A 25,136-nucleotide genomic window follows, 5' to 3' on the forward strand; every position below is an offset into this window, starting at 1 on the left:
TAATCACAGACCAAGGTGATTCAGGGATAGTCTCTCAGATAAGACCATTCCAGAAGCAAGACATCCCCCGATTCTACCCAATGGGTGGATAGGGATGGAACCAATACTTCTCATAGTCGGTATAATCCTGCTTGCCAGTGTTATCGTTGATCTCCTCTGGACGACACTCTGGGTTGAGGGAGGCGCCGGCCCGCTGACCTCCCTGTTGATGGCAAGGACATGGCAAGTGTTACGACGGGTTGGGGAGCGAAATTCACGAGTTCTCACTCTCTCGGGACCGATAATCCTCACTCTTGGCCTAGCGACGTGGATTACACTGCTCTGGGGTGGATGGGCGTTCATCTTTGCGAGTGGTGAGAGCTCAATTATCGATACCGTGAACCGAACCCCTGTTTCCTGGTCAGATTGGATCTATTTCTCTGGATACACAATCTTCACATTAGGAAACGGGGATTTCGCCCCACAGGAGGGTGTCTGGCAGATTATGACGACTCTCGCGACGGCGAGCGGGATGCTTTTTATCACACTCAGTGTTACGTATATTCTCAATGTTCTGAGTGCAGTCACGCAGAAACGATCTTTCGCCAATGGCGTAAGCGGACTTGGTGAACACAGTACCGAGATTCTACTTACGAGCTGGAACGGCGAGGAGTTTGAGGGACTCGAATTACCTCTTAATACTTTTACTTCCCAACTGAACACACTTACGTCGAATCACAAGGCGTACCCGATACTCCATTACTTCCACAGCAGACAAACCGGCCAATCACCGATTGTGAGTGTTGCCATCCTCGACGAGGCATTGTCAATGCTCCAGTTTGGGCTTTCCAAGCGGTCTCATCCAAGCGACACAATTCTCAAAAACGCCCGATCGAGTGTCGAGAGCTATCTAGAAACGCTCCGAGAAGCATACATCGAGCCTGCTGATCGTTCCCCACCGTCACCAAACCTTGATACACTCCGAGAAAAAGACCTTCCGACTGTCTCTGACGAGGAGTTTACTGCAGCACTTGCAGATACAGATAAGCGGCGACGAACCCTGCTCCGTCTCGTAGAATCTGACGAACGTGAATGGCCCTCCCAGGGAAATAAGTGATGGAGTGCTGTCGGTTTTGTATATTGACATAGCATAAAGAGGTAGTCTACCCAATGAGATCCGAATTGCCCACACACCCAACTCCCTGCAGGTTAAACTAGTACCTAAGAAGCCAATCTATGGACGACCACGATCACTCAAAGGACTCTGAGAAGTCGTCGGATCAACCACCTGCTGGCGGTAACCACCACGACCATAATCCTGAAAGTGATGCCGGCTCGGATGAGGAGGTCTCTCGGACCGAGCAGTCACTGCTTGAGGAGGAAGCCGAGGACGCAGATGAGGCCGAACAGGAACTACATGAACGTACCGAGCACCAAGTGGATCACGGAGATGAGGGACACGACCACGGCGACCACGGTGGAATGCACGAAGGGCACGAGCAGATGTTCCGTCGGCGCTTCTTCGTCTCGACACTCCTGTCGATTCCAGTCCTCTTGTACAGCGAAATGCTGCAAGAGTGGCTCGGGTTCTCTGTCCCAACGTTCCCAGGTAGCGAATGGATCAACCCCGTCTTCGCGGTCATCGTCTTCGCGTACGGTGGGATGCCGTTCCTCCAGATGGCGGTACCGGAGCTGAAAGATCGGTCGCCGGGGATGATGACGCTCATCTCGATGGCGATCACCGTCGCGTTCGTCTACAGCCTCGCGAGCGTGGTCTTCCCGACGCAGTCGGCGTTCTTCTGGGAACTCGTCACCCTGATCGACATTATGCTGCTGGGGCACTGGATCGAGATGCGGTCGGTGCGACGGGCCTCGAGTGCGGTCGACGAACTGGCGAAGCTGATGCCGGACACCGCCGAGCGGATTACCGACGGCGGCGACACTGAGGAGGTCCCGGTGAGTGAACTCTCCGAGGGCGACCTCGTACTCATCCGGCCGGGTGCGAGTGTCCCTGCTGACGGCGTCGTCGAAGAGGGAGACTCCGACGTCAACGAGTCCATGATCACGGGCGAATCGAAACCGGTCTCGAAAGACCCCGGCGACGAGGTCATCGGTGGGACGATCAACGGCGACGGCAGCCTCCGCGTGCGCGTCGGTGCGACGGGCGAGGAGACGACGCTCGCGGGAATCATGCGCCTCGTCGAGGAAGCCCAGCAGAGCAAATCCAAGACACAGGTACTGGCCGACAGAGCGGCAGGCTGGCTGTTCTACGTCGCCCTCGCGGCGGCAGTCGTGACAGCAATCGCGTGGACGCTCGCGGTCTCATTCGACGCAACGGTCATCGAGCGCGTCGTCACAGTGCTCGTCATCGCCTGCCCGCACGCACTCGGGCTCGCCATCCCCCTAGTGGTCGCAATCAACACGTCATTGGCGGCTCGCAACGGGATGCTGGTCCGGGACCGTATCGCGATGGAGGAGGCGCGGAACCTGGACGCCATCATCTTCGACAAGACGGGGACGCTCACCGAAGGCGAACACGGCGTCGTCGACATGGCGACCGTCGAGGGCGTGGAAGAAGACGACGCTCTCGCGCTGGCAGCAGCCGTCGAAAGCGACTCCGAACACATGATCGCGCGAGCCATACGCGAGGCCGCCGACGAGCAGGACCTCACCGCACCTGACGCGACCGACTTCGAGGCGATCAAAGGCCGAGGCGTCCGTGCGAACGTCGACGGAAATGAGGTGTACGTCGGCGGGCCAAACCTGTTAACCCAACTCGATAGCGAGATACCCGACCATCTCCGCCGCTTCGCTGACGAGGCGGGACAGAACGCTCAGACGGTGGTATACCTTGTTCGTGAAGGCGAGCTGATTGCCGCGTTCGCGATGGCTGACGTAATCCGTGAGGAGAGTTTCCGTGTCGTCGATACCCTCCACGATCTGGGCATCGAGGTGGCGATGTTGACTGGGGACTCCCAGGATGTCGCCAAAGCTGTCGCCGACGAACTGGGCATCGACACGGTGTTCGCGGAGGTCCTCCCCGAAGACAAGGACAAGAAAGTCCAGGAACTCCAGGACCAGGGGAAGCTCGTGGGGATGGTCGGCGACGGTGTGAACGACGCGCCGGCACTGACGCGGGCCGATGTCGGCATCGCGATCGGGAGCGGCACCGACGTCGCCGTCCAGTCGGCCGACGTCATCCTCGTTCAGAACAACCCGATGGACGTCGTTCGGCTCGTGAAACTCAGTAAGGCGAGCTACCGGAAGATGCAAGAGAACATCGTCTGGGCGGCCGGCTACAACGTGTTCGCGATTCCGCTCGCAGCAGGCGTCTTGGCACCGATCGGGATTCTGCTCTCCCCCGCTGTGGGTGCGCTCCTGATGTCGTTGAGTACGGTCATCGTCGCCATCAACGCTCAGCTGCTCCGCCGCGTGGACCTGTCCATCCCCGAGCTTCCAAGCGGGACACCAGCGACTGACGCACAACCTGCAGACTGAACCGCTCCCGATCGCTTCGGAGCTTCTTTCAATTGAGTTCGGTTGATGGACAGCAAATGGCGACACTGCGTAATTTCGGTGGGTATCGCTATGCGGTCACCGATTCCACAGTTTTCCCGAGGGGTACGTAGTTTGGTATACACAGACGCTTTCTCTGATGGGCTATATTGTTGCGCCAGCACTAGGTTTATACCGTTAGACGGACTTCTTTCCAATATGAGCCTCGAAGAGACGGTTGACTACCTCGCCGAGGAACTCGACCTCGAGCGAAGTGAACACGTCCGTGAGGTTGGTCAGTCGGTCGCCGAGCTTCGCGACTGATCAAAACATTTCTCTGAAGTCTCGTTCGACCAGTCCGTTCTCCAGATACGTGATGAACTCTTGTTTCGTTGGTCCTTGACGGTCAAGTAGATCGTCCCGTCCTGCTCGTTCGAGAACTGCCTGCGCGAAGTCCGTACAGTGAGATTCGTGCTGCCCAGCATACTCTGTGAGGGCTTCTCGCCAGTGCATATCCAGCTCGAACTCGGCTAATCGGATTTGGATCCCATCTTTCCGTTCGACGAGGTCGACGTCCAGCTCTTCGAGTTGCTTGAAACGGAGGTTGTTTCGGCGGACAGTAATGAGCCGCTTGGAATCGACGATGTAGGGATCGACCCACTCTCGCCAGGTATCGTCGTCGACGTGTGTTCGTGGCATCTCAAAATCCGGGTCCACACTCTCAATACAGAACTGCAGCATCGCGATGCCAGTTCGATGATTCGCATTCGGGAGGGAATGTCGGAGAATCAAATTCGACATCACCTCTCCAGCGACGGTCGGAAGTGGTGCTCCCCAGGAGACGTGATCGAGTGCCTGCTGGATCTTTTGCGGTTCGAACTCCTTGTAGAGCCGGAACTCATCCTCATCTCGAACATCGACCGCGGCTTCGAGCAACTCTACTAATCGGAATGCGACAACCTGCCCAGCACGGGGGAGGTCACGAATACGATCGCTCAGCCATTCCTGATCAAAGTCGATATCTTGCGCTGATTCGATCTCTGAATCGCCTTCATAGAGCACATAGACCGGAGCTTCGAAGGGGTACCCGATGAGCTTTGTCGACTCGTCGGATTGCTCTTGCTGAGACCGGATCTCTGCTACCGATGCCGAGCTATATTTGAGTGAGAAATTCTCGGCCTGTGGGTGATGATAGAAGACGAGCCGAGCCATCTCAATGCGTATTCGTGGGAAGTGGGTAAAGCAGTCCCGCTTTGATATTGAGTTCTACTCGCCTGGTTCTACGACGTAGTGGGTGCGTTCACGTCCTCTAAATACTGGCTTTCCCACTCACGTCGCGCCTCGATCTCCCGCACTCCGCGTTGTGTGACCGTGTACACGTTCGTCCGTTTGTCGAGTTCACCTTTCTCCAGGAGGCCTTTGCCGACGAGGTCGTCGAGGTTTGGATAGAGCCGCCCATGATTGATCTCTTGTTCGTAGTAGTCGTCGAGTTCGGCCTTTACTGCGAGCCCGTGTGGTTCCTCGAGCCCGGCGATAACGTACAAGACGTCCCGCTGGAACCCGGTTAGATCGTGCATCCGTCTGCTCCCTATTTTTGAGGGATGGCATATGTTCTCTCTGGTACTCAGAAGCAGAGCTTCGGATCGAGGATATCTACCAGTACACTCGTCTCCAAACAGCGCTTAATACCCATGCCTCTGTATCACCGGTAATGGCGCTTCGGCCGAGGTCGCCGTTGAGGTTCCATGGCTGTGCTCGGTCAGCTGTCAGCCGGTGGTAATCAATTGTGTCTTCATCTCAATCCTCATCTTCCACGTGCGCGCTTTGTGGTAGGGCTGTCCCTGACGATAGAGTCGTGGGTGAGAACGACACCGTCTTCTGCTGTGATGGATGTCGAAACGTCCATCGAGTACTCGGTGGCGATGGAGTCCACAGTCGGATGGACCCGACAGACGACCCCATGCGCGAGTCCGGTGCTGGGGCGGGCGAACGCGATGCGGATACCCCTCGATTAGGGTCTGAGGAACGAGCTTTCTTTCAGGTCGACGGGATGCACTGTGCGACGTGTGAAGCATTTCTTGAATCAGTCGCCGAGGACTGCGAGGGTGTTGTAGACGTGGCAGCAAGCTACGTCACCGAGACGGTTCGTATCACATACGACCCTGATCGCGTCTCGAAGGAAACTCTCTGTGATACCCTGAGTACACTCGGCTATTCGGCAACCCTCCGTGCTGGAGGGAGCGATGACACACCGACTATAATCGGACAGTCGCGCCGGTCGGACGAGCCGAATGAACGAGGGATTGACGAGGTGCTGGGATTCCGTTACGCTGCTGGCGTCATTTTCGGGACGTTCATGCTCCTCCCATATGCGGTCCTCCTCTATCCGGCGCAGCTCTCGTCGTTCTTTGGTGAGGGGACGCTCGATATGTACGCGAGTACGTCCGGGATCGGCGGTGGAGATGGCCTGTTGATCCTCCCGCTCTTTCTCGTTCTGACGGGTGTCGTCCTCGTGTTTACCGGCCTGCCGCTGTTACAGGGTGCGTATGTCAGTCTGAAGATGCGACAGCCGAATACGGACTTTCTCGTCGCGATCACCGTGGTGAGCGCCTACGTGTACAGCACGATTGCCTTTCTCCTCGGTCGACTCGACGTTTTCTACGACCTCACGATCGTGGTTGCCGCGAGTGTGGTGGCCGCCATCTTCTACGAATCACTGAGCAAGCAGCGAGCGATGGATCGCCTGACGAATCTCACTATCTCCCACGTCACCGAAGCCAGGCGGTATGGCGCCGATGGGACGACGATGGTCGACGTACACAGTCTGGAACCCGGGGAACGGGTTCTCGTCCGTGAGGGCGAACGCATCCCAGTCGATGGTGTTCTCGCTGAGAGTGAGTGCACGGTCGATGAAGCGATCGTGACGGGCGAGTCGCTCCCGGTATCGAAACAAGCTGGGGACGAGGTCGTCGGCGGGGCGGTCGTCACAAATGGGGCTGCTGTCCTCACGGTGAGCGATGGGACAACCAGTAGTATCGATCGCCTCGTCACCTCTGTCTGGAATCTCCAGAGTGGGGATCACGGTGTCCAGCGGCAGGCCGATAAGCTCGCGTCAGTCATCATCCCGGTCGTCGTCGGTGGGGCGGTACTCGCTGGATTGGGGTCGCTTCTGGTGGGGACTGGTATTCCCGTCGCCGTCCTGACGGCGCTGGTAGTTCTCTTAGTGGGATGTCCGTGGGCACTTGGCCTGGCAACCCCGCTCTCGGTGGCAACCAGTATCGAACAAGCGGTAGAGCGGGGCATCGTCATCTTCGACGAGACAGTCTTCGAGCGCCTTCGGAACGTCGACGTCGTCGTCTTCGACAAAACAGGGACTCTCACGACCGGCCAGATGGATGTCCTCGAGGTGGATGCACCGTCGGATCTCCTTGAAACCGTCGCGGCCCTCGAACAGCGAGCATCCCACCCAGCGGCCGACGCAATCGTGAATACGTTTGCACAAAGGAATCAGGAGGGCGATCGCTCAAGAGCCGATGGGGGGGTTGCCGATGGCAGTGACCACGAGTACGCAGCGGACATCACCGAATTCACGAGCCACGCGACCGGCGTCGAAGGAGTCGTCGAGGACACGCGCGTTCTCGTCGGGAATCTCGATCTCTTCGCGGAACTTGGGTGGTCGGTGAGCGAGCAGATCGAGACGCGTGCCGCAGAGGCACGAACGGCCGGTCACCTTCCGGTCGTCGTCGGTCGTGACGGTCATGCAGAGGGCGTCGTCGTCGTGGGGGACGAACCACGGGCAGGTTGGGATGACACACTCACGCAGCTGAATGACCGTGATATCGAGATCGTTGTTCTGACCGGTGATGACGAGGCTGCTACTGACTTTCTCGACAGTCATCCTGCCGTCGATCACGTGTTTGCGGGGGTCCCGCCGGCAGGCAAGACCGCGACGATCCGGCGGTTACAGTCCCGGGGACAGGTTACAATGGTTGGTGATGGAACGAACGATGCACCGGCTCTTGCGACCGCAGACCTGGGAATCTCGCTCGGTGGTGGAACGGCACTCGCGTCCGATGCCGCGGATATTTCTATCGTCGATGATGACCTCGCGGCGGTGGAGACGACGTTCGATCTCGCAGATGCAGCTCGTCGGCGTGTCAAACAGAACAACGGGCTAGCGCTGCTCTATAATGGGGTCACGATGCCACTCGCAGCGACGGGGTTGCTGAATCCGGTGTTCGCGATGGGTGCGGTCGTGGCGACCGGCGGTCTCCTCGCAGCGAATTCGTTTCGAGACCTGCTTCACGAGTAGCGGCACCAACCCAGCGAAGCGGCAGATACCTGCTGTAACCGGGTGAAGACGATTCCTATCGCTTCATTCGAGCAATTCAAAGGCACCGAGCCCCGCGTACCCGACCGCAAAGCCCGCAACGATGATGCCTCCGGAGAGGACTTGGTAGAACGGCGTCGACGGGAGGAAGCCGGTTGCGAAGGTGCCGACAACGATCAGTACCGCTGCCAGTTCCAAAAACACGTACTGACGACGTTTTCCCCTCATATATTGAGGCATTTGTCCCCCTAGGTACCGTGAGATCACAGTAGATACCTTACCTCAGTCCGCCGGGATGATGGCAGCCGATTGATCGGGCTGTCGGGCTGCTTGGACCGAGTAGATTAGGCTCCCCGTGAAGAGGACGAAGCTTCCAACGATGAATACTGCACTGAGCGGCGAGGCCGAATCGACGAACACCCAGTAGAGAGGGGCGGCAATCGATGGCCCGGCAGCAAGTACCGCGATCTTCGCGACGAGTGGCCCACAGCATCCACAGGTACACGTCCCGACGATTGCAGCGCTTCCGGCGGTCCCTTCGGTCATGCCGGCTCGTTCCTCGACGCGCCAGTGACGGGCGATGAGAGCGGCGTTTAACCCGATGAGTGCGCTTAGCATCCCGACGACGATGACCTGGCCGGGTGACAGGGCTAGGAAGAACGGGATATGTATGAACGGGAGATGCGGAATCGCGATTTCGAGCGTCGGCCACGATACTAGCTGATAGATTGCGGGTAGAACGACGACCGTCACCTCTTCGGGGAAGCCCTCCTCGGGGAAAAACGAGAGGTATCCTGTTATAGAGACGAAAAAGAGTGCTAACACGACACCGACGCCGATGCCGAAGCGACGCGCAACCGGATCACGCATGACTGCGCGAATGACACTCCCTGCGTCCTTCCAGACAACGTAGCCGACTAGAATTGGTGTTCCGAGGACGATTGCGTACCCAAGTGGGTGTGTATCACTTGCCAGTCCAGGAATGAGGTAGGGGTACGAGATCCACAATCCCATGAGGATGCCGAGGAACGTGTATCGTGGGCGGGATGGCCAGCGGAGCCACCCAACGATGAAGCTCGCGACCATGATGCCCAAGCCACTCAGTAGGGCCAACGGCTGATACCACGACCGGGGGAACGGCATCGAACTCGCAGTATATGTCGGATCTGGGGAGAGCCCTTCGAAGAGAATTGCTCCGAGTGCCGTGATGGAGATCCCGACAAATACGCCGTAAAGGGCGGTTGTTGAGGTGATGCGATCGGTCCGTTTGAGAAGGATGAAGCCGCCGAGAATAACGGCACCAACGAAAGCAAGAAGTACACCGTGTCCTTGCGAGAGTCCACCGCTTCCGGTTGTACCGTGGGCGGACGCGACGGGAACCTGAGTGAGCGTAACAATTGCGGCAAGAAGTACAGAGAGTGGCCGAACAGACCCGATTCGAGTGGTCTGTCCACGGGAGGGATCTCCACGTGGGTGACGCTCTTCCGGTGACATTATTCTGTCTTGGACAGAGAGGCACTTCTACCTGACTGATTTACCTCTGATATCCTGGGCTTGACTGTCGTTAGATCCTGCTGGCTGTGGAAATATCCCCCTCCGAAAGTACGATCGGCACGGTGAATTCACTCGCCGTCCAGAAATACGAGGAACTGTATATGCTTGAAGAACCAGACCGGAAGAACGGCTCCAACCCCTGCAGCGAGTAGGAGACTATTCGATGCTGTCCACACGATCTGTCCAAGTACGGTGCCAATAATCAAGACGCCGTTGTATGCAATCGCATTCACCGCTAAATCGCCTCTTGACTCAGCCCGGGGCCATTTGATGAGACTGGGCCTGATTGCTGACGTCCGGCCGGATACTACTGCGATGAGAAGTCCGAGTAGGCCGGATACAAACCAGCCGAGTACAGCCGGTGGCCAGTTGTATACAACCGTTGCGGTGGCAAGAACAATCAGACACGGACTGGTGATTGTACCGATCTCTACGGAGGCATAGCGGGTCAAAATGTGTTCCTCAGTCCCTTGTTGTGCGGTAGCCATCTGTGAGGGTTATGGGTAGGGCAGTGGATCAGATCGGGGATGCTCCGTCGAGGATTTGAACCTCGGTCCTCGACGTGAGATGCCGAGATGGTTGGCCGAGCTACACCAACGGAGCAGCTTCAACTTGGAGCTTCAGTACTTCAGGTCTGGTCGGTGTCCTATTCAGTGGGAATCCGCCGTTTCCCCTTATGTTGGGGTCTTTGATAATGTGGTATGGAGCGTCGACAGGTTCTCAAGACAGCCGGAATTCTCGCAACAGGTGGCGTAACTGGTCTCGCTGGATGCAGTAGTTCGGGGAACGGAGACGGTGGCGGTGAGCCGACCACGACTGAAACGCAGGAGACAGCTGGTGGGTCTGGAGACTCGAATACTGTTATGATGGTCACTGACGGGAGCGAGTATTATTTCGATCCCATTGGTCTGTTCATCGAATCCGGGGAAACTGTGACATTCGAAATCCAGAGCGGCAGTCACTCGGCAACCGCCTACAAAGAGGGAACGAGCTCAGCATCAGTTACCCGGATTCCCGAAAGCGCAGAAACGTTCAATAGCGAAACGCTGAGTGAACAGGGCGCAACGTTCGAGCACACGTTCGAGACCACGGGGACGTACGATTACTTCTGTATCCCGCACAAGACTCTGGGGATGGTCGGTCGGATCGTCGTTGGCGAACCCGGCGGTCCCGCGGAGGGGAGTATGCCGCCGGACGGAGACGTCCCCGAAAGCCAGACCATCGTTGATCAAGGCAGCGTCTCGTACAGCTCGTTCTCCGGGTAGGCGGCCGCGTATACTGCGAGCTGTGCGCTCCGGAATCGCTTGTACACCATATGGCCGACATTGACTGTGCTTCGGACCGACAGTATGGAGACATACGCTGTCGATGACACTCGCACAAGGCCCGTGGCCGACATACACGGATGCTGCCCTCGATAGTGTTCTACGAGAACGACGTGAGGTTGAGCGCGAATGTCAAGCCTTCCAACGGTTTCGCCAGCGTATCCAGACCGTCGACACACAGACTCCTCGGTTCGAACGGTCCGTTGTTGGAGTGGATCAGAACCTTACATCCGAAGAGAAGTCGGTCCGTAATACCATCGAGCCGTGGTATCATGATACTGTGATGGCGGTCGACCACTACGGCGACGTGTACGGTGATTCGTTCGAGGCGAGCCTCAGTGCCGAATTCGGGGCCGATGTGTTGCTCCTGATCTCAGAAGCGACTACGTTCTCACCGCTCATCAAACAACGGCTCCTCGAGGCCGCACAGCAGTGTATTGACAACCGCCGAGTCTTTCTGGAGAGCCTCCAGGATGAATTCACTACCCTCAAAGACGTGCAATCTACAGTTCAAGAGATTCGAGAGGCGATAGCAGAACTTGATTCTACGAAATTACAGGGGAACTCAGATATTGAACTAACCGACCGATACGAGACGCTTCATACGTTGAATGATGAATGTAAGAGTTGGATCCAGCAACGGCAGGAGGAAATCCACGCTCATCGAATCGATCGGTCGGCAGACGTGGATGCCTACACTGACCTCTGTTCATATCTCTATGAGGGTCTGGAGGTTGATTATCCGGTATTGGCGACGTTTGTCGATATCTTGGAGATCATCTCCCAATATGAGTAGTCCTCTCTTTTACCTCCTACTCTGTCTTGACGTCGTCCTATGGCTGAACAGTAGTTGCTGATTTGGCTGCGATTAGTGCTGGCAAACTCAGCGATGGAATCGAGGAACTCCGTGCACCGGGTGCACGGCTTTCAGAATCGGCGTGAGTGGGCGTCGAACATGTTAGATAATCGACTCCGGCAATGACTGTGAAAGGGTGGGCTTCCGCTCGCACCGTGTCAATACCGGCTTCCAGCAAATCTACTTTGTTAACGGTTTTGTCTATCCGGTCACAACTGTACATATGGAATTCGACTTTGTGCGCTCGGTGGCCCCCCTTGTCGTAATTGTCGCCGTCGCGGCGATTGCGCTCACGACCGTGATGACCTCCTCGACGGTCTTTATGATGGTTCTGCCCTCGATGATTATCTTCTCGGTCATCGCGTTCTTCCTGGGAATGAAACATGGCGAGTTCCGCGCCAGTGCATAATAGGCCGACCCAGTAGCCGGAATCCGCTGTGTTGCGGTCCATGCTAGCCCCCAGCTGTGTTGATTCAGATTATTTCGATGACCGGTTCGCAGTCCTAGCGACGGCTGTTTTAGCGGGGTGATGTCGAACCAACAGGAGTCCACCTGGGTTGGGTAACCCCTATCGTTCAGTTAGATCCTGTCCTGGTCGTGGTGTAGAGGGTCTCTACGTGGAGTAGCCAGCGTACTCCATAAGTTGGTTGAAAATGTCAGTATCCATGACGGACCGATAGACCACGCCGGTGAGCATCCCGCCGGGATAGAACGTGCCGTTCATCACGTGGTTGACCTTGTGGCAGTGCATCAGGTAGATGCCGGGGTCTGCATCGGCAGTAAATTCGATCGTGTGTCGTTCAGCGGGGGCGACGTTCGTGACGTCCATGTCGTGGCGGGCAGCCTCTGGAATCGTCCCGCCGTCCTTTTCGACACGCTGGAAGCGGTGGTTATGGATATGCATCGGGTGCGACATGTATCCACCGTTGACGAGGTGGATGCGAACTGAGTCGCCCTCGTCGACGATGATCGGTGAGCCTTCTTCGGGGTGCAGCGTTCGGGGTGCGCTCTTCCCGTTGACGGTGAACACGTCCGGATTGCGACTGGCCGAATTGTATGTGAAGTCCGCCTCACCGGCCCACTTCCGCGGAACCCGCGAATCCCAGTCCTTGATCGTCATGAAGTATTCGCGGTCCGCCGGTTCGTAGCCTTCGGGATCAACTCGGTAGATCCCGTACATGCCCATGTCGATATGCCGGTGGGTCTGGAAGTGGCAATGGTAGAAATGCGTTCCAGGGACGTTAGCGGGAATCTCGTAGGTGTGTGTCTCCCCTGGCGGGACCTGAATCCCGGTCGTCGTCGGGACGCCGTCGTTCTCCCACGTCTTGCGAATTCCGTGGAAGTGAATCGTGTGGGGACGTCGGCCATCGGTGTTGTCGAGTGTCACCTCCATCGCGTTACCCTCGGTCGTTCTGAGAATTGGGCCTGGGACGCTGGGGTCGTTGTCGTCGGCCTGGAACGCCCAGACGCGTGGGAATTCGACGGGCCCACCCATTGTATCGAGCGGGTGGACGGCGTGGCGGGCCTGTTGAGTCCGCATCGTCACTCCACCACCCTGCTCGTCGACGTTGACGACTGTTGGAGGGCTGGTGTAGGGGAGATTAGGCGAGTCAGTTTGTGTCTGCGTGGCCGTATCGCTCGTTGCTGCTGGCTCGTTAGCTCCGCCCGCCGAACAGCCTGCTAACGAAGCGATACCCGTCGCGCCAGTTGCCGCGAGAAACTCACGCCGGGACAGTCCGGTTCCGGGTGCGCCGAAACGTGTGGTCATGATACACTCGGCATTTTGGTTGGCCTAAACATAGGGCGACTGCGGTGTCCCAATTCACGGGACAGTGCGTGGATATGTTCGGCAAAAGGCGAATGGAGATGGCGGCTTTTTATTTATACTTGTTCGCCGTTAGGAGTCTGAAATTGAGACGACAAAGTGGTCAGATTTTTAGAGTCCGCCCGTCGCCGTCAGATAGGCCCCTGCAAACTGCACCGCGTTATACGTCCCGTGAATCACAGCCGGCACTGTGAGGTTGTCCGTATACTCGTACGCTGCTCCCAGTACTAAGGCCAGGACGAATGCGATACCGATGTACACCAGTTTGCCTTCCCCTGACAACGAGAAGAGATGGATCGATGCGAACAGAGCGCTTGCGAGGATGATTGCACGAGCCGGATGGAGACTTTCACGGAGGGTGCCCTGTACGAGGCCCCGGAACAACAGCTCTTCTCCCGGGCCGACTAACAGGAATTGAAGGGGGATCAGAAGAAGGAATACACTCGGATTTTGTCGCCCGACCTCGACGATCTGATTCTGAGCCGAGTTCAGACCGAGGGCTGTGATTACTGAGGACGCCACAAAGAGCAACCCCAGGATCGCTATACTCCCGCCAACAATCACTGCTCCATCACGCTTGTCAGGTGAACGAACTGGAACGAATCCCAATCCGAGATCACGGCCTTTGAGATAAAGGATGGCGATGCCCCCAAACGTCACTCCTTGGAGGAAGAACGTGCTCACAACCAGTCTGAGGGCTGGGCGCGACGCGAGGTCGACTCCGAACAACCCGACTACCGTCGCGACGGCAAGGATTACGATAGCCCCCGCGACGTATGATCCATACGTGAGACCAATCGCCGAGGCGACAGACCGGAAACGAGATATCGACGACATTAATCAGATGTGAGCGTAGGGCTCCACCCTACAAGCTGGCTTCGATAGGTCGATTCCGGCGCTATTCATTCCAAGACATCCCGCGGTAGTGATTTTGTTCATAGCTGACGTTCAGGTTCGACGAGGTTGGATCCAGCGAGGACTGTAATTATCACGAGCACGAACGCGATGAGTGAGAGATTCGGAATTGTAAGTCCGAGCACCGGAGCCTGCCACTGGACAACTGCACAGGGGCCAGCAAAGGTGCATGAGGCCGTCGTTGCTTGGAGTACGGAGTGATATCCCGCGATTGAAGCTCCCACCACGGATAGTGGCACGACTGTTCGCCAGATTGTGTTGTGGCTCTCGAGGGCGGCAACGCCGAGAACGACGACAAGCGGATACATGAGGATACGTTGGTACCAGCAGAGGGTACACGGAACGAGACCGAGGCCGAGACTGAACCAGAGGCTTCCCAGGGTTGCAATCGCCGCGACGCCTGCCCCGCCTGCAAGCCAGAATCGTCCGTCGGACATCCATGACTCAGTTTGATCCAGCTGCATCTTCGATCAGCTGTCTTACTCGCTCTTCGTTTCCGAGTGGATTGACCGTCATGCCATCGATGAGGAGCGTGGGTGTGGCATCGACACCGACATCGCTCGCAGCCCTGTCAGTCGCCCGCAGCGCGTCGTCATACTGATTTTCTTGGATGGCCGTGCGGACCGACGCTGTCTCGGAGACGCCTGCGGCCTGAGCAAACTCGACCAATCTCTCGGCGGTCGCCCACTGGTCGCTCTCGGGTGGTTGATTCCCGAACACGTATTCGTGAAACGCCCAGTATGAGGCTGGGTCGGTGTTCCAGACGGCTAATCCGGCCTGACCGGCTGCCGGTGCATCGGGGCCCAAAAATGGGTCGCCACCGATATATGCCAGATTGCGGAACTCGAGCGCAATTGTTCCTGGTTCCACGTAGTCCGTCACGAGTTGTGAAAGCATCTCCGTACTGAACTGGGCGCAGTACGGACACTTCCAGCTCCCGAAGTATGTGACCATGACATCGGCATCAGCAGACCCCATCGTCGCATAGCGGAAGTCTCCAGGCGAGTCGGGAATCGGGGCAGTGGTAACGGCACCCGTATCACCTCCAGCAGTCGCGCCGTCATCCGGCTCAGTGCTCGTATTGTTAGAGAGAGCGGTGGCGCCGATCACGAGACCGGCAGTGGCGGCACCACCACCGCCGAGGAGAAGCTGTCGGCGGGTTAGTCCTCCGACAGCAGCTCCAACACCTCCCTCGGAGAGCCGCTCTGAGAACGTGAGTGAATCAACGGCTGTCTCAGCCCGTTTGTAATCCACACCTGAGAGGTCGTCGGGGTGCGCGACGAGCCAGTGTCTGTAGAGCTGCTCGTCAGTCTCGTCACCGAGTTGTTCGCCACAATAATGGCAGGCGCTGTGAACGTTCCATGTGTGGTCACGCGCTGCTCCAGCTGTTTCGAATTGATCTGTACAGATCGGGCAGGTATGGGCAGTCATTCGTGATCACTACTCCAAGTGTAGATTTCATAGGCTCCGTGTTCTGCTCTCATAGTGAGCTGAATCGTCGGTATCTGTGGCATTGTGTTATACGCAAGGGGTCATCAGCGGCGGAGATATGCGACGAGGCAGGTCGTCAGGAGACAGAGGAGAATGAGAATTGCCACGCCCAGATGCGTCGTCACGATGGTCGGTTGGAGATCTTCCGTGACGGTCAATCCTCCGAGGATAACCTGTAACGGAAGGAGGACGAGAGCGGCCGTGGCCGACCATTTGACAATCGGGGTATTACGGTGTGTCACCCACGCTCCAAGGGTCGTGCCGACGATCAGAACCCCGGCCGTCATCGCCAGTCCACGGTGAGCCCACTCAGCGAAGATTTGGAGTGCAGAGTATGGCGAGTTAGCAATGATCTCGGGTTGAAGGAAGGGGACCCACGTCCCGTAGCAGGTCGGCCAATCGGGACAGGAAAGTCCAGCACCGATTGCACTGGTGTAGGCTCCAAGAAGCATCACAATATACGTCACTAGTAGCGTCAAACTGGCGATATGCCTGTACTCGACCGGAATCCTTGAAATCGCGGTTCGTATATCGTGCCTGCGGAGTCGGGCTTGAGACATAATATTGGGTAGGGACGTTGACTTGCGGTGTGACGAGTTGATGTCTTGGAGACAAAGTGTTAAGCCGGATTCCCAGCGAGTGGGACACCGCCTGCTATTCATTGAGGAGCCGTCTCATGATACTGTTAAGAAGACACACGGTTTGTAGGGAAAACCCCTATATGCCAATAGTATGATGGCTCAAGAACATACCCAGGAACGGTCAATAGATGAACGCGACCGCGAGGTGAAGTCTGCCAACGACAACATCTGTCCCGAGTGTCAGGGTCATATTACACGGACTAGCGACAGCGGTGAGGCGACCTGCGAAAGCTGTGGGTTGGTTTTTGAAGATAATCCAATCGACCACGGTCCTGAGTGGCGTGCGTTCACTTCAGAGGAACGCGATGAAAAGAGTCGGGTCGGGGCTCCGACGACGCAGCTGATGCACGATAAGGGTCTGAGTACGACTATCGGCTGGCAGGACAAGGATGCCTACGGACAGGCTGTCTCTGGTCGCAAACGTGCTCAATTACAGCGCCTCCGGACGTGGGACGAGCGGTTCCGTACGAAGGATGCTCACGAGCGGAATCTCAAGCAAGCGCTCGGGGAGATCAGCCGCATGGCGTCCGCTCTGGGACTTCCTGAATCGGTTCGGGAAACTGCAGGCGTCCTGTACCGGCGTGCTGTGGAGCAGAACCTGCTCCCCGGTCGCTCGATCGAGGGTATGTCGACGGCGTCGTTGTATGCGGCTGCTCGACAGCACGGAATGCCACGGCCGCTGACGGAGTTCGCCGATGTCAGCCGTGTCGAGAAAATCCGGATCCAGCGAGCGTACCGATATCTGTCCCGAGAACTTGGGCTGGAGATCGAGCCGGAGGATCCCATGCAATATATTCCACAATTCGCGTCATCGCTCGACGTGAGCGACGAAGCAGAACGGCGCTCTCGAGAACTGCTTGAGGTAGCTACAGATAATGCCGTCCACAGTGGAAAGAGTCCAGCCGGGTTGGCGGCTGCCGCTCTGTATGCTGCGACCCACCTCACGAACGAACAGCTCACACAGGAGACGGTGAGTGAGGTCGCCCACGTCAGTCGAGTCACGATCCGAAATCGATACCAAGAGCTTCTCGAGGTGTACGCGCAGTATGACTGACCGGATAGCCCCTGCCGGGCGAAATCCAGCTACTGAGTGGGTCATGATACGATATTTACCATGAGCGAGTTCTCAATACAGACCGAGGTCGAGATATTGGAGCTGCTCGTTGATGAGTCACCGTGCCATGTGATGGAGATCACTAACGCCGTCGATGGACACCCGATCACCATTGACCAAACGTGTGCTCACCTCCATAGTGAGGGCTGTATTGTTCCACTGGGGAGGGGTCTCTACGAGATCACAGACGCAGGCGAACAACGACTCGAAATTCAGCACGATTCATAATTGTGTCACCATGTCTCCCCTCTTTCGATGGATCGACCGTCATGACTCTGGAACCACGATCCCGACTGAGTTCGTGGGACCAATGGGATGCCTCTCCAGCAATCGGACACCATATCCCGAGGACCACGTATTATCGAATAATGGGAGATGATTCAGTGTCGTCCGAGGACACTCCGGAGGTACAGGATGTCCTTGATGCGCTGGATGATCCCGCGTGTCGGGCTATTCTCCAGGAAACTATCGAACCAATGACTGCGAACGAACTCCTCGACGCATGTGACATCCCCAAGTCGACGCTGTATCGAAAATTAGAACTCCTCAGTTCCGCTTCCCTCGTTCGAGAACAGGAGACGATCAACCCCGGAGGTGGACGGGTTACCTACTACGAGCGGTCGTTCGAGGACGTCACGATCTCTATGGACGACACAGGTACGTTTTCGGTGAGCGTCGATCGGCCGCCGAAATCTACAGACGAACGGCTTGCAGATATCTGGTCGATGATGGGGGACGAAGTATGAACGGCGTCATCACGGCGATTGCAGTCGTCAAGTTCGTAATCCTGCTTCTCGGTGGCGGGATTACCTATATTGCATTTAAAGCCTATCGACGTACGGGTGCGGATTCGCTACGTGTCCTTGGTGTCGGGTTCGGTATCATCACACTCGGGGCAATTCTAACTGGCGTGGCCAACCAGTTCTTTTCTGTCGGATTGGCCCTCGGCGTGCTCATCAACAGCCTGTTCGTCGCCCTTGGCCTCGCGGTCATCATGTACTCGCTGTATATCCAGAAATGAACCCCGTTCCGAATGTTGCCGTTCCTGATCTCCGTCGGGGTAGCTACCTAATCCTTTTCGGCGTTGTTCTGTTCGTTCTCACGCTTGTTAGCAGTGCAATGCTCGCCCCTGCGATTGGGACGGCTTCGGAGACAGACCAGACGTCCCGAACCTTGGTCGGGTCTCAGGGGGGTGGCCCAGGCTGGCACGAATACGGCAGCGTCTATCTTCTCAACGGGACGAACACTACCTGGCGTGAATCGAGTGCTGATAGCTATTTTGACGTCACACAAACGGAGAACGGAACAGTGTTAGCCGGGTTCATGGACAGCGGGTACGCTTCGTGCGGACCGTACGAGTCTCCCTGTACCCGAACGGGATTCCGAGTCATTGACCCCGGGAAAGACCTGCAGGTGGTTTCGGAGTATAGCTTCCCGGTGCGAACGAACAAGAACAGCGAAGTCCACGATGTCGAACGACTCGAATCGGGAGAATACTTGGTCACCGATATGGAGTACGAGCGTATCTTTACTGTCAAGAACGGCGAAGTCACGTGGCAGTGGAATGCGAGTTCGTTCTACGACGCCCCACAAGATCCGACGACGACCGACTGGCTGCACATCAACGACGTGGACGTCATCGGCTCTGGGCGCTATCTCGTCTCAGTACGGAATGCCAACCAGCTACTCGTTATCGAGCGCGGCGAGGGCGTCGTTGAGGTTATCAATGAGGATACGACCGATTCGAACGATGCCAATTGCCGGAAATCCGGCCAGTTGAACGACTATGACAATGATGGCGATATTCGATGCGGTGACCCCGACGTGCTCAACCACCAGCACAACCCCCAGTGGCTCGGGGATGGTGCCGTCCTCGTTGCCGACAGCGAGAACGACCGAGTCGTGGAACTGCATCGAACGGAGGGCGGTAAATGGGAGCCAGCGTGGGCTCTTGATCGGGCAGCGGGTGTCGAGCTCGATTGGCCCCGGGATGCGGATCGCCTCCCGAACGGAAACACGCTTATCACCGACACGCTCAACCGGCGACTCGTAGAGGTCGACGAATCCGGGACTGTCGTCTGGAGCGTTCGAACAGAGCGTATCCCATACGAAGCCGACCGACTGCCCTACGGTGAGTCTGTCGGAGCCCCGAAGTACACGACTAACGGAAGCAGCGTCGACAGCCCTGACGCCGGCGTGCCGGTTCTCTCACTACTGCTGGTCGGGCTTCGGGCAGTCGTTCCGTCAACGCCATTCTGGTTCCGGGAACCACAACTTGGACTGACGCTTGTCTCTACACTCCTCATTGTCGTCGGCGGAGTTGATCGTATTCGTAACTAAATTTCCTCTCGAAGCCAGTCGAGAGCTCGCTCGCGTTTCTTGATGTCGAAATATCGCATTTCGTTGGGGGCGACTGGCCAGATCGGTCGGATTGCATACCACCAGTCGAACAGGAGTTTTGCCCATCGTGTATCGCCGACTGCGGCGTACCGGTCGATATCGAACTCAGGGCCGTACCGGAGATCGGGAACCACCCCGTGGAGGTGTGTGAGAAACGCCCTGAACGTCCAGTTCGGAACTTCCTCGTACACGTGGATGTACCCGTGCTTATCGCTCTTTTCGACGAGGAGTGAGTACAGCTCTTGATAGCCTGTTCGCGTGCCCTTCCCGACGCGAATCGCAATGAGGTTCTCGTTCGTCTCGTCCAACACCTCGAACATTTGATCGGGTGCTGTGTGGGACATCGTTAGTGGGAGTGATTCGTCGTACCGACAGGGTCAGTATCGGGATCGGTACGCCCGACGAGCTCCACGGTTGCGTGGTCGATTCCTCGATTCGTGAGATAGTCGTGAACCCGTGACTGGATTCTCCGTTGCTCCTCGAGTGTGGTCGACGTATCTGTCAGTCGGACGGTTGCGACGGTGAGTTGACTACAGACTTGCCAGACGTGGAGATCCTCAATCTGGTCGACGCCATCGAGTGTCGTCAATTCATCCCGGAGTTCTTCGGACGACACCGGGCTCCGTTCCAACAGGATCGAGGTGCTTTCCCGGAGGACGTTCCCGGCCGACGCGAGCACCAGCAGCCCAATGAGTACGGCCGCCACAGGGTCTGCGATGGGGAGATCGAACACTGCGACGGCGGCGGTCGAGACGATTACCGCAACAGAGCCACCGGCGTCACCGAGCAGGTGGTAGAACGCCCCGCGCTCGTTGAGACTCATCTCACCACCCTGCAACACGTACACGGAGCCGATGTTTACCAGCAGGCCACCCGTAGCGATGATCAGCGTCAACTCGGGATTGATCGCCACTGGCTCAAGGAACCGCTGGTAGGACTCCCAGACGATGTATCCGACCATTGGAAGGAGCAAGACGCCGTTCAGGAAGGCCGCAACCGGCTCCAGTCGGTGGAGACCGTACGACCACGCCTCGCCACCCTCGAACCGTTCGGCGGTGTAGCTCGCGCCGAACGCCATCGCGTACGCCAGCATATCGAACAGCATGTGGAGTGCGTCGCTGATAAGCGCGACCGACCCGAACAGGAGTCCACCAGCCAGTTCGATGACGAATCCAAAGAAATTGACGACCGCGACGAGCGCAAGCCGACGCGTACTGCCACTTGATTTAGACGGGAGGTTGTGCTCTGCGGTCTCCTCATCAGTATGCTCGTGAAGGGTCATAAGTTCACATTAGAGGGGGTTCTATTTCGAATCTGAGGATTCCGGTTGTTCCTGGGTAGATTCCTGGGCCCCGTCTTCACTCGTCACCATCGAATCCTGCGCCGTTGATTCAGTGCTATCCGAAGAGGTAATCTCCTCATCGGCTCCCTCCGGTTCTGGTTTGGACCGCTCCGATTCTTCGGAGAGTGATGTATCTTGGGCGGAGGAGCCCGCGAAATCGAGCGGACGAAGCCAGATGAACCAAACCACAAATACGGTTGTGCCATAGCCGACGATCCACACGAGGTCAGCAACTGCAGAGAGGTTCGCCTGTTCGAAGGTGTATACCAACAAACCGGGCCCGATGAGCCCAATGAGCACAACGAGGACGGCAAACTGCGGAGACGAGAGTCCGAACGGGTATCGTTGCTGATCTGCCTCCGTATGGGATGTTGCGTTTCCCTCATTCTCTGCACCCATCTTACCCCTCCGAAGCGCTGGTTTCGGTGTCTGTCTCCGGCGTGATTCGAGAGAGTCGCATCGCGTTCCCGGTGACGGCCGTCGTCATTCCGGCATCGCCAGCGAGGACGGCGAGCCAGATCGGGACGTATCCGAACGGGACTGCGACTGCCAGCCCGGCTTTGACAGCGAGACTCGACCAGATGTTCTGTCGGATGACCCCGTTCGCATCGTGTGCGAGTTCGTAGAGGTACGGGAGCTTTGCGAGGTCATCACCCATCAAGGCGATGTCGGCGGTCTCCAATGCGGTATCAGTCCCGGCAGCCCCCATCGCCACGCCGACTGTGGCGGTGGCGAGCGCCGGTGCGTCGTTGATGCCGTCACCGACCATCGCAACGCCGTCGTACTCCTCGACGAGCTCCTCGATCGCCGTCACCTTGTCCTCGGGGAGTAATTCGGCCTGGTACTCGTCGACGCCGACCTGTTCGGCGATCGCGCGGGCAGTCCGCTCATTGTCACCCGTCAGCATCACCGTTCGGGAGACGCCGAGTTGCTTGAGTCGCGTCACTGTTCGCTTCGCTTCGGGTCGGATCTCGTCGGCGACTGCGATGACGCCTTCGAGTTCGTCTTCGGTTCCAACGAGGACAACGGTCTTCCCTTCTGCTTGGAGTTCGGGAACGGTCTCGTCGAGAAGGTCGAGGCAGTTGTTCCGGTCGCATATCTGCCGAGCTGTCTGGGTGACGACACCGCCGTCAGTGGTCGCGTGGACGTGTGATAGGTCGAATCCCAGCTCCTCGAACAGCCCCGGCTTGCCAGCGAAGTGGGGCGTCCCGTCGAGGTCGGCCCGGACGCCCTTGCCGGTGATGCTCTCGAAATCATCGATCTCGCGCTCGGCGACTCCCATGCTGCCGGCCTCAGCGACGATCGCCTCGCCGATGGGATGTTCGCTCCGTTGTTCGAGCCCGCGGGCACACCGGAGGACGTCTTCCTCCGAATTTTCGTTTAATGGAACGACGTCAGTGACGGTGAGCTCACCTTTCGTGAGCGTCCCCGTTTTGTCGAAGGCGACGACGTCGACGGCCCCCATCGCTTCGAGGTGGTTGCCGCCCTTGATCAGGACGCCGTTCTTCGCGGCGCTCGTAATTCCCGACACGACGGACACGGGTGTCGAGATGACGAACGCACACGGGCAGGCCAGTACCAGTAACGTCAACCCGTAGACGACGGCCGTGGGCCAGGTCGTGCCGAGAACGTACGGGCTTCCCACCGTCGTCAAAATGGCGAAGGCAACGACGACTGGCGTGTAGTACGTTGAGAAGCGTTCGACGAATTGCTCGCGCTCGGTCTTGTTCGACTGGGCATCCTCGACCATCTCCACGATTCGCGAGAGCGTGTTATCACCGGCTTCAGAGGTAACCTCTACCTCAAGATAGCCCTCTTCGTTGATCGTGCCGGCGTATACCTCATCTCCCATCGTCTTGTCGACGGGTACGCTTTCGCCTGTGATGGGTGCCTGATTGACGGCGCTTTCACCGTCGACGACGGTTCCGTCCATCGGGATCTTCTCCCCCGGTTTGACGACGACCACGTCGCCGACAGCGACCTCGTCGACAGGAACTGTCTCCGTGGTATCGTCCCGTTTGACGGTTGCCTCATCCGGTGAGAGGTCCATCAACTCCCGGAGCGAGTTCCGAGCGCGATCCATCGAGTACCGCTCCAGCAGCTCGGCGATACTGAACAGGAACGCGAGGGTGGCCGCCTCGAAGTAGAGCGCCTCACCGAAGGCGAGGCTCGCAACGAGTGCTCCGAGGATAGCCACCGACATCAGGAAGTCGATATCGAGGTTCAGATTCCGAGCGGAGTAGTAGCCGTTGCGGAAGATCTCCTGACCACCGGACGCGACGGCAACGAGGAACAGTACGTCGGCGACGAGCAGCTCCGTTCCGAGAAGGCTTGCAAGCTGTACATTCTGCCCGGTCAGGAAGAACTCGAAGAGCAAGCCGAGAGCGACGAATCCACCGCTGATCCACGTCTTGAGTGCTCGTGGACTCGTCCAGATGCTCTCGCGTTCCTCAGTCGGGTCCTGCCGTCCTGATTCGTCGCTCGACGTGTCTGTAACCTTGTACCCGGCACGTTCGATAGCGCCGATGATATCGGCTTCTCCAGTCCTCGAAGAATCGTACGTGACGACGACGGTTCCGGTCGTCGGCTGGGTTTCGAATGTTGTAATTCCCTCGACCCTCTCGAGAGCGTTCTCGATTTTGCCAGCACACGACGGGCAATCCATTTCCGGAACCGTGAATTTCGAGGACACTTCGCCGGTGTCCTCCACGGTGTACCCGGCCTTTTCGACCCGATTAGCAATCGCGGTGGCACTCGTTTGTTCGCCGTCGTATGAAACGGTCAGCGTCCCTTTCGTCACTTGCGGGTCGACGCTGCGGATTCCGTCCAGTTTTTCGACGCTGTTCTCTACCTTTCCTGCACAGGATGGACAATCCATCTCCGGGACCGCGAATTGTGCAACGTCCCCTTGGTCTATGGGTGGAGAAACGTCGTCGACGCCCTGTTCTGTGTGTTGGGCGTGTTCGTGATCACTGTGGTCGTGGTCATGCGTGTGACTATGCTCGTGGGACCCTTCTTCGTGTTCGTGGGCGCGATCCGGTGGCTCACCACTCCTGTTGTGGGAATCGTCGTCGGGGGAGGTCATCACTCTCCCCTAGCCACTACACATTTATTAAATCGACTGCTATAAAACACCCATTTTCTGCCAATACCTAATAAATACTTTGCCCTATATTATTAACTCGGCCGTTGTCTCATCTCAAATGCAGACCTAAGTATGGTTTGCTCGATACTCACCGTGTTTGACCTCGAGGAAGAGCGTAAAGACTCCAAACACGACGAGGCCGACGCTCACCATCATGACTGTACTTTTGCTCGTCGGACTCATCATCGTCCCACCAATTATGAGGGTGAGCAGGACCCCGAACGCGATTACCGTTTTCGTGTTATCGAATTCCATCGATAGTTTGTTACTGAAACTCAATCAGATGTTGTTTCCGACGTCTCTGCTGTCGATACCGTTGCGCGGGTCTTCCTTCGAACGAAGCCTACCCAGACAAGTGCACCAACGAGACACAGGATACCAGCGATCGCAATCGATTGACCGCGGATTGTCGTCCCGGTCTGGTTCTGTGTGATCAGCAAGATACCGATGCCGAAGAGGACGAATCCTTGAACACCTGCTGCTTTCGCTGGTTCAGTAATATACTCCGCCTCTGTGAGAATGCCAGCAACAGATCCGACGAACAACAACAGTCCCGCAACAGAGACAGGACGAAGGCCGAGAACGACACCGACCTCCGAGAGAGCAAATCCAATAGCGACAAAGAGTGGCCATGGACTCGCTCCCGTGAAGGTTGAATCCGTGTCTTCGGAATCGCTCATTATCTCGAGTTGAGCTTCACGATATAATAAATCGGCTGTTATTG

The 25,136-nt window shown here is 57.3% G+C and carries 27 protein-coding genes and 1 tRNA gene; 11 read left to right on the plus strand and 17 right to left on the minus strand.

What is annotated here, in order from left to right:
- Window positions 1-94 precede the first annotated feature (94 nt).
- Window positions 95-1,096 (plus strand): potassium channel family protein, encoded by a 1,002-nt coding sequence (locus tag EPL04_RS12440; protein ID WP_134671647.1) that lies wholly within the window; start codon window positions 95-97, stop codon window positions 1,094-1,096.
- A 365-nt stretch (window positions 1,097-1,461) separates the two neighbouring features.
- Window positions 1,462-3,477: a copper-translocating P-type ATPase gene (locus EPL04_RS12445; RefSeq protein WP_134671677.1), complete on the plus strand. Its 2,016-nt coding sequence runs from the start codon at window positions 1,462-1,464 to the stop codon at window positions 3,475-3,477.
- Window positions 3,478-3,798: 321 nt separating this feature from the next.
- Here EPL04_RS12445 and EPL04_RS12450 read toward each other — a convergent pair whose 3' ends face one another.
- A complete protein-coding gene (locus EPL04_RS12450; RefSeq protein WP_134671648.1) occupies window positions 3,799-4,686 on the minus strand; it encodes a hypothetical protein in 888 nt (295 codons plus the stop codon).
- 68 nt (window positions 4,687-4,754) lie between these two features.
- The gene (locus tag EPL04_RS12455; RefSeq protein WP_004594579.1) at window positions 4,755-5,051 is read right to left on the minus strand and encodes a PadR family transcriptional regulator; all 297 of its coding nucleotides are present in this window, start codon (window positions 5,049-5,051) and stop codon (window positions 4,755-4,757) included.
- A gap of 362 nt (window positions 5,052-5,413) precedes the next feature.
- Here EPL04_RS12455 and EPL04_RS12460 point away from each other — a divergent pair, with 362 nt between their 5' ends.
- Window positions 5,414-7,786 (plus strand): heavy metal translocating P-type ATPase, encoded by a 2,373-nt coding sequence (locus EPL04_RS12460; protein ID WP_004594578.1) that lies wholly within the window; start codon window positions 5,414-5,416, stop codon window positions 7,784-7,786.
- A gap of 63 nt (window positions 7,787-7,849) precedes the next feature.
- On the opposite strand, the gene EPL04_RS12465 is transcribed toward EPL04_RS12460, so the two are convergent.
- The 4 genes from EPL04_RS12465 to EPL04_RS12480 all read right to left on the minus strand — a co-directional run bounded on the left by EPL04_RS12465 (window position 7,850) and on the right by EPL04_RS12480 (window position 9,961).
- On the minus strand, window positions 7,850-8,032 hold the full coding sequence (locus tag EPL04_RS12465) for a hypothetical protein (protein WP_225935282.1): 183 nt from the start codon (window positions 8,030-8,032) through the stop codon (window positions 7,850-7,852).
- Between the two features lie 54 nt (window positions 8,033-8,086).
- On the minus strand, window positions 8,087-9,298 hold the full coding sequence (locus EPL04_RS12470; protein ID WP_011222425.1) for a hypothetical protein: 1,212 nt from the start codon (window positions 9,296-9,298) through the stop codon (window positions 8,087-8,089).
- A gap of 128 nt (window positions 9,299-9,426) precedes the next feature.
- Window positions 9,427-9,846, minus strand: coding sequence for a hypothetical protein (locus tag EPL04_RS12475; RefSeq protein ID WP_011222426.1), 420 nt, complete (start codon window positions 9,844-9,846; stop codon window positions 9,427-9,429).
- A gap of 40 nt (window positions 9,847-9,886) precedes the next feature.
- A tRNA-Glu gene (locus EPL04_RS12480) sits at window positions 9,887-9,961 on the minus strand.
- A gap of 98 nt (window positions 9,962-10,059) precedes the next feature.
- Here EPL04_RS12480 and EPL04_RS12485 point away from each other — a divergent pair.
- The 3 genes from EPL04_RS12485 to EPL04_RS12495 all read left to right on the plus strand — a co-directional run bounded on the left by EPL04_RS12485 (window position 10,060) and on the right by EPL04_RS12495 (window position 11,948).
- Window positions 10,060-10,623 (plus strand): plastocyanin/azurin family copper-binding protein, encoded by a 564-nt coding sequence (locus tag EPL04_RS12485; RefSeq protein ID WP_011222427.1) that lies wholly within the window; start codon window positions 10,060-10,062, stop codon window positions 10,621-10,623.
- Between the two features lie 103 nt (window positions 10,624-10,726).
- Complete coding sequence (locus EPL04_RS12490; protein ID WP_011222428.1) at window positions 10,727-11,479, plus strand: DUF7260 family protein; 753 nt, start codon at window positions 10,727-10,729, stop codon at window positions 11,477-11,479.
- Window positions 11,480-11,762: 283 nt separating this feature from the next.
- Window positions 11,763-11,948, plus strand: a complete 186-nt coding sequence (locus EPL04_RS12495) for a DUF7333 family protein (protein ID WP_011222429.1) — start codon at window positions 11,763-11,765, stop codon at window positions 11,946-11,948.
- 204 nt (window positions 11,949-12,152) lie between these two features.
- On the opposite strand, the gene EPL04_RS12500 is transcribed toward EPL04_RS12495, so the two are convergent.
- The 5 genes from EPL04_RS12500 to EPL04_RS19435 all read right to left on the minus strand — a co-directional run bounded on the left by EPL04_RS12500 (window position 12,153) and on the right by EPL04_RS19435 (window position 16,432).
- Complete coding sequence (locus EPL04_RS12500; RefSeq protein ID WP_004594571.1) at window positions 12,153-13,307, minus strand: multicopper oxidase domain-containing protein; 1,155 nt, start codon at window positions 13,305-13,307, stop codon at window positions 12,153-12,155.
- A gap of 168 nt (window positions 13,308-13,475) precedes the next feature.
- The gene (locus EPL04_RS12505) at window positions 13,476-14,048 is read right to left on the minus strand and encodes a CPBP family intramembrane glutamic endopeptidase (protein ID WP_225935283.1); all 573 of its coding nucleotides are present in this window, start codon (window positions 14,046-14,048) and stop codon (window positions 13,476-13,478) included.
- A 251-nt stretch (window positions 14,049-14,299) separates the two neighbouring features.
- Window positions 14,300-14,716, minus strand: a complete 417-nt coding sequence (locus EPL04_RS12510) for a disulfide bond formation protein B (protein ID WP_049909643.1) — start codon at window positions 14,714-14,716, stop codon at window positions 14,300-14,302.
- Between the two features lie 7 nt (window positions 14,717-14,723).
- The gene (locus tag EPL04_RS12515; RefSeq protein ID WP_004594568.1) at window positions 14,724-15,710 is read right to left on the minus strand and encodes a thioredoxin domain-containing protein; all 987 of its coding nucleotides are present in this window, start codon (window positions 15,708-15,710) and stop codon (window positions 14,724-14,726) included.
- A gap of 104 nt (window positions 15,711-15,814) precedes the next feature.
- Window positions 15,815-16,432 carry a COX15/CtaA family protein gene (locus tag EPL04_RS19435; RefSeq protein ID WP_011222430.1) on the minus strand — a complete coding sequence of 206 codons (618 nt, stop codon included), beginning with the start codon at window positions 16,430-16,432 and terminating at the stop codon, window positions 15,815-15,817.
- Between the two features lie 70 nt (window positions 16,433-16,502).
- Here EPL04_RS19435 and EPL04_RS12525 point away from each other — a divergent pair, with 70 nt between their 5' ends.
- The 5 genes from EPL04_RS12525 to EPL04_RS12545 all read left to right on the plus strand — a co-directional run bounded on the left by EPL04_RS12525 (window position 16,503) and on the right by EPL04_RS12545 (window position 19,865).
- Window positions 16,503-17,465 carry a transcription initiation factor IIB gene (locus EPL04_RS12525; RefSeq protein ID WP_004594566.1) on the plus strand — a complete coding sequence of 321 codons (963 nt, stop codon included), beginning with the start codon at window positions 16,503-16,505 and terminating at the stop codon, window positions 17,463-17,465.
- Window positions 17,466-17,525: 60 nt separating this feature from the next.
- A complete protein-coding gene (locus tag EPL04_RS12530) occupies window positions 17,526-17,753 on the plus strand; it encodes a hypothetical protein (protein WP_004594565.1) in 228 nt (75 codons plus the stop codon).
- 140 nt (window positions 17,754-17,893) lie between these two features.
- On the plus strand, window positions 17,894-18,271 hold the full coding sequence (locus tag EPL04_RS12535; RefSeq protein WP_004594564.1) for a winged helix-turn-helix domain-containing protein: 378 nt from the start codon (window positions 17,894-17,896) through the stop codon (window positions 18,269-18,271).
- On the plus strand, window positions 18,268-18,546 hold the full coding sequence (locus EPL04_RS12540) for a DUF7521 family protein (protein WP_004594563.1): 279 nt from the start codon (window positions 18,268-18,270) through the stop codon (window positions 18,544-18,546). Before EPL04_RS12535 ends, EPL04_RS12540 begins: the two co-directional genes overlap by 4 nt.
- Window positions 18,543-19,865 (plus strand): arylsulfotransferase family protein, encoded by a 1,323-nt coding sequence (locus tag EPL04_RS12545; RefSeq protein WP_004594562.1) that lies wholly within the window; start codon window positions 18,543-18,545, stop codon window positions 19,863-19,865. The genes EPL04_RS12540 and EPL04_RS12545 overlap by 4 nt, the downstream gene beginning before the upstream one ends.
- On the opposite strand, the gene EPL04_RS12550 is transcribed toward EPL04_RS12545, so the two are convergent.
- The 6 genes from EPL04_RS12550 to EPL04_RS12575 all read right to left on the minus strand — a co-directional run bounded on the left by EPL04_RS12550 (window position 19,862) and on the right by EPL04_RS12575 (window position 25,092).
- Entirely contained in the window at window positions 19,862-20,245 is a 384-nt protein-coding gene (locus EPL04_RS12550; protein ID WP_004594561.1) for a SpoIIAA family protein, read from the minus strand. The two genes, EPL04_RS12545 and EPL04_RS12550, sit on opposite strands and share 4 nt — an antisense overlap.
- A 26-nt stretch (window positions 20,246-20,271) precedes the next feature.
- Window positions 20,272-21,207, minus strand: coding sequence for a cation diffusion facilitator family transporter (locus EPL04_RS12555; protein WP_004594560.1), 936 nt, complete (start codon window positions 21,205-21,207; stop codon window positions 20,272-20,274).
- Between the two features lie 21 nt (window positions 21,208-21,228).
- Window positions 21,229-21,666 carry a hypothetical protein gene (locus tag EPL04_RS12560; RefSeq protein WP_004594559.1) on the minus strand — a complete coding sequence of 146 codons (438 nt, stop codon included), beginning with the start codon at window positions 21,664-21,666 and terminating at the stop codon, window positions 21,229-21,231.
- A 1-nt stretch (window position 21,667) separates the two neighbouring features.
- The gene (locus tag EPL04_RS12565) at window positions 21,668-24,352 is read right to left on the minus strand and encodes a heavy metal translocating P-type ATPase (RefSeq protein ID WP_004594558.1); all 2,685 of its coding nucleotides are present in this window, start codon (window positions 24,350-24,352) and stop codon (window positions 21,668-21,670) included.
- Between the two features lie 126 nt (window positions 24,353-24,478).
- Window positions 24,479-24,667: a DUF7333 family protein gene (locus EPL04_RS19525; protein ID WP_004594557.1), complete on the minus strand. Its 189-nt coding sequence runs from the start codon at window positions 24,665-24,667 to the stop codon at window positions 24,479-24,481.
- A 20-nt stretch (window positions 24,668-24,687) separates the two neighbouring features.
- Entirely contained in the window at window positions 24,688-25,092 is a 405-nt protein-coding gene (locus EPL04_RS12575; protein ID WP_004594556.1) for a DUF7541 family protein, read from the minus strand.
- Window positions 25,093-25,136 lie beyond the last annotated feature (44 nt).

The sequence above is a fragment of the Halorussus marinus genome (assembly GCF_004521895.1).
Lineage (GTDB): Archaea > Halobacteriota > Halobacteria > Halobacteriales > Haladaptataceae > Halorussus > Halorussus marinus.

Excerpts from the sequence above, each read along its gene's own strand:
- EPL04_RS12440 (WP_134671647.1), top strand. The coding sequence starts at position 95 with ATGGAACCAATACTTCTCATAGTCGGTATAATCCTGCTTGCCAGTGTT.
- EPL04_RS12445 (WP_134671677.1), top strand. The coding sequence starts at position 1,462 with ATGCACGAAGGGCACGAGCAGATGTTCCGTCGGCGCTTCTTCGTCTCG.
- EPL04_RS12450 (WP_134671648.1), bottom strand. The coding sequence starts at position 4,686 with ATGGCTCGGCTCGTCTTCTATCATCACCCACAGGCCGAGAATTTCTCA.
- EPL04_RS12455 (WP_004594579.1), bottom strand. The coding sequence starts at position 5,051 with ATGCACGATCTAACCGGGTTCCAGCGGGACGTCTTGTACGTTATCGCC.
- EPL04_RS12460 (WP_004594578.1), top strand. The coding sequence starts at position 5,414 with ATGGACCCGACAGACGACCCCATGCGCGAGTCCGGTGCTGGGGCGGGC.
- EPL04_RS12465 (WP_225935282.1), bottom strand. The coding sequence starts at position 8,032 with ATGAGGGGAAAACGTCGTCAGTACGTGTTTTTGGAACTGGCAGCGGTA.
- EPL04_RS12470 (WP_011222425.1), bottom strand. The coding sequence starts at position 9,298 with ATGTCACCGGAAGAGCGTCACCCACGTGGAGATCCCTCCCGTGGACAG.
- EPL04_RS12475 (WP_011222426.1), bottom strand. The coding sequence starts at position 9,846 with ATGGCTACCGCACAACAAGGGACTGAGGAACACATTTTGACCCGCTAT.
- EPL04_RS12485 (WP_011222427.1), top strand. The coding sequence starts at position 10,060 with ATGGAGCGTCGACAGGTTCTCAAGACAGCCGGAATTCTCGCAACAGGT.
- EPL04_RS12490 (WP_011222428.1), top strand. The coding sequence starts at position 10,727 with ATGACACTCGCACAAGGCCCGTGGCCGACATACACGGATGCTGCCCTC.
- EPL04_RS12495 (WP_011222429.1), top strand. The coding sequence starts at position 11,763 with ATGGAATTCGACTTTGTGCGCTCGGTGGCCCCCCTTGTCGTAATTGTC.
- EPL04_RS12500 (WP_004594571.1), bottom strand. The coding sequence starts at position 13,307 with ATGACCACACGTTTCGGCGCACCCGGAACCGGACTGTCCCGGCGTGAG.
- EPL04_RS12510 (WP_049909643.1), bottom strand. The coding sequence starts at position 14,716 with ATGTCCGACGGACGATTCTGGCTTGCAGGCGGGGCAGGCGTCGCGGCG.
- EPL04_RS12515 (WP_004594568.1), bottom strand. The coding sequence starts at position 15,710 with ATGACTGCCCATACCTGCCCGATCTGTACAGATCAATTCGAAACAGCT.
- EPL04_RS19435 (WP_011222430.1), bottom strand. The coding sequence starts at position 16,432 with ATGAATAGCAGGCGGTGTCCCACTCGCTGGGAATCCGGCTTAACACTT.
- EPL04_RS12525 (WP_004594566.1), top strand. The coding sequence starts at position 16,503 with ATGATGGCTCAAGAACATACCCAGGAACGGTCAATAGATGAACGCGAC.
- EPL04_RS12530 (WP_004594565.1), top strand. The coding sequence starts at position 17,526 with ATGAGCGAGTTCTCAATACAGACCGAGGTCGAGATATTGGAGCTGCTC.
- EPL04_RS12535 (WP_004594564.1), top strand. The coding sequence starts at position 17,894 with ATGGGAGATGATTCAGTGTCGTCCGAGGACACTCCGGAGGTACAGGAT.
- EPL04_RS12540 (WP_004594563.1), top strand. The coding sequence starts at position 18,268 with ATGAACGGCGTCATCACGGCGATTGCAGTCGTCAAGTTCGTAATCCTG.
- EPL04_RS12545 (WP_004594562.1), top strand. The coding sequence starts at position 18,543 with ATGAACCCCGTTCCGAATGTTGCCGTTCCTGATCTCCGTCGGGGTAGC.
- EPL04_RS12550 (WP_004594561.1), bottom strand. The coding sequence starts at position 20,245 with ATGTTCGAGGTGTTGGACGAGACGAACGAGAACCTCATTGCGATTCGC.
- EPL04_RS12555 (WP_004594560.1), bottom strand. The coding sequence starts at position 21,207 with ATGACCCTTCACGAGCATACTGATGAGGAGACCGCAGAGCACAACCTC.
- EPL04_RS12560 (WP_004594559.1), bottom strand. The coding sequence starts at position 21,666 with ATGGGTGCAGAGAATGAGGGAAACGCAACATCCCATACGGAGGCAGAT.
- EPL04_RS12565 (WP_004594558.1), bottom strand. The coding sequence starts at position 24,352 with ATGACCTCCCCCGACGACGATTCCCACAACAGGAGTGGTGAGCCACCG.
- EPL04_RS19525 (WP_004594557.1), bottom strand. The coding sequence starts at position 24,667 with ATGGAATTCGATAACACGAAAACGGTAATCGCGTTCGGGGTCCTGCTC.
- EPL04_RS12575 (WP_004594556.1), bottom strand. The coding sequence starts at position 25,092 with ATGAGCGATTCCGAAGACACGGATTCAACCTTCACGGGAGCGAGTCCA.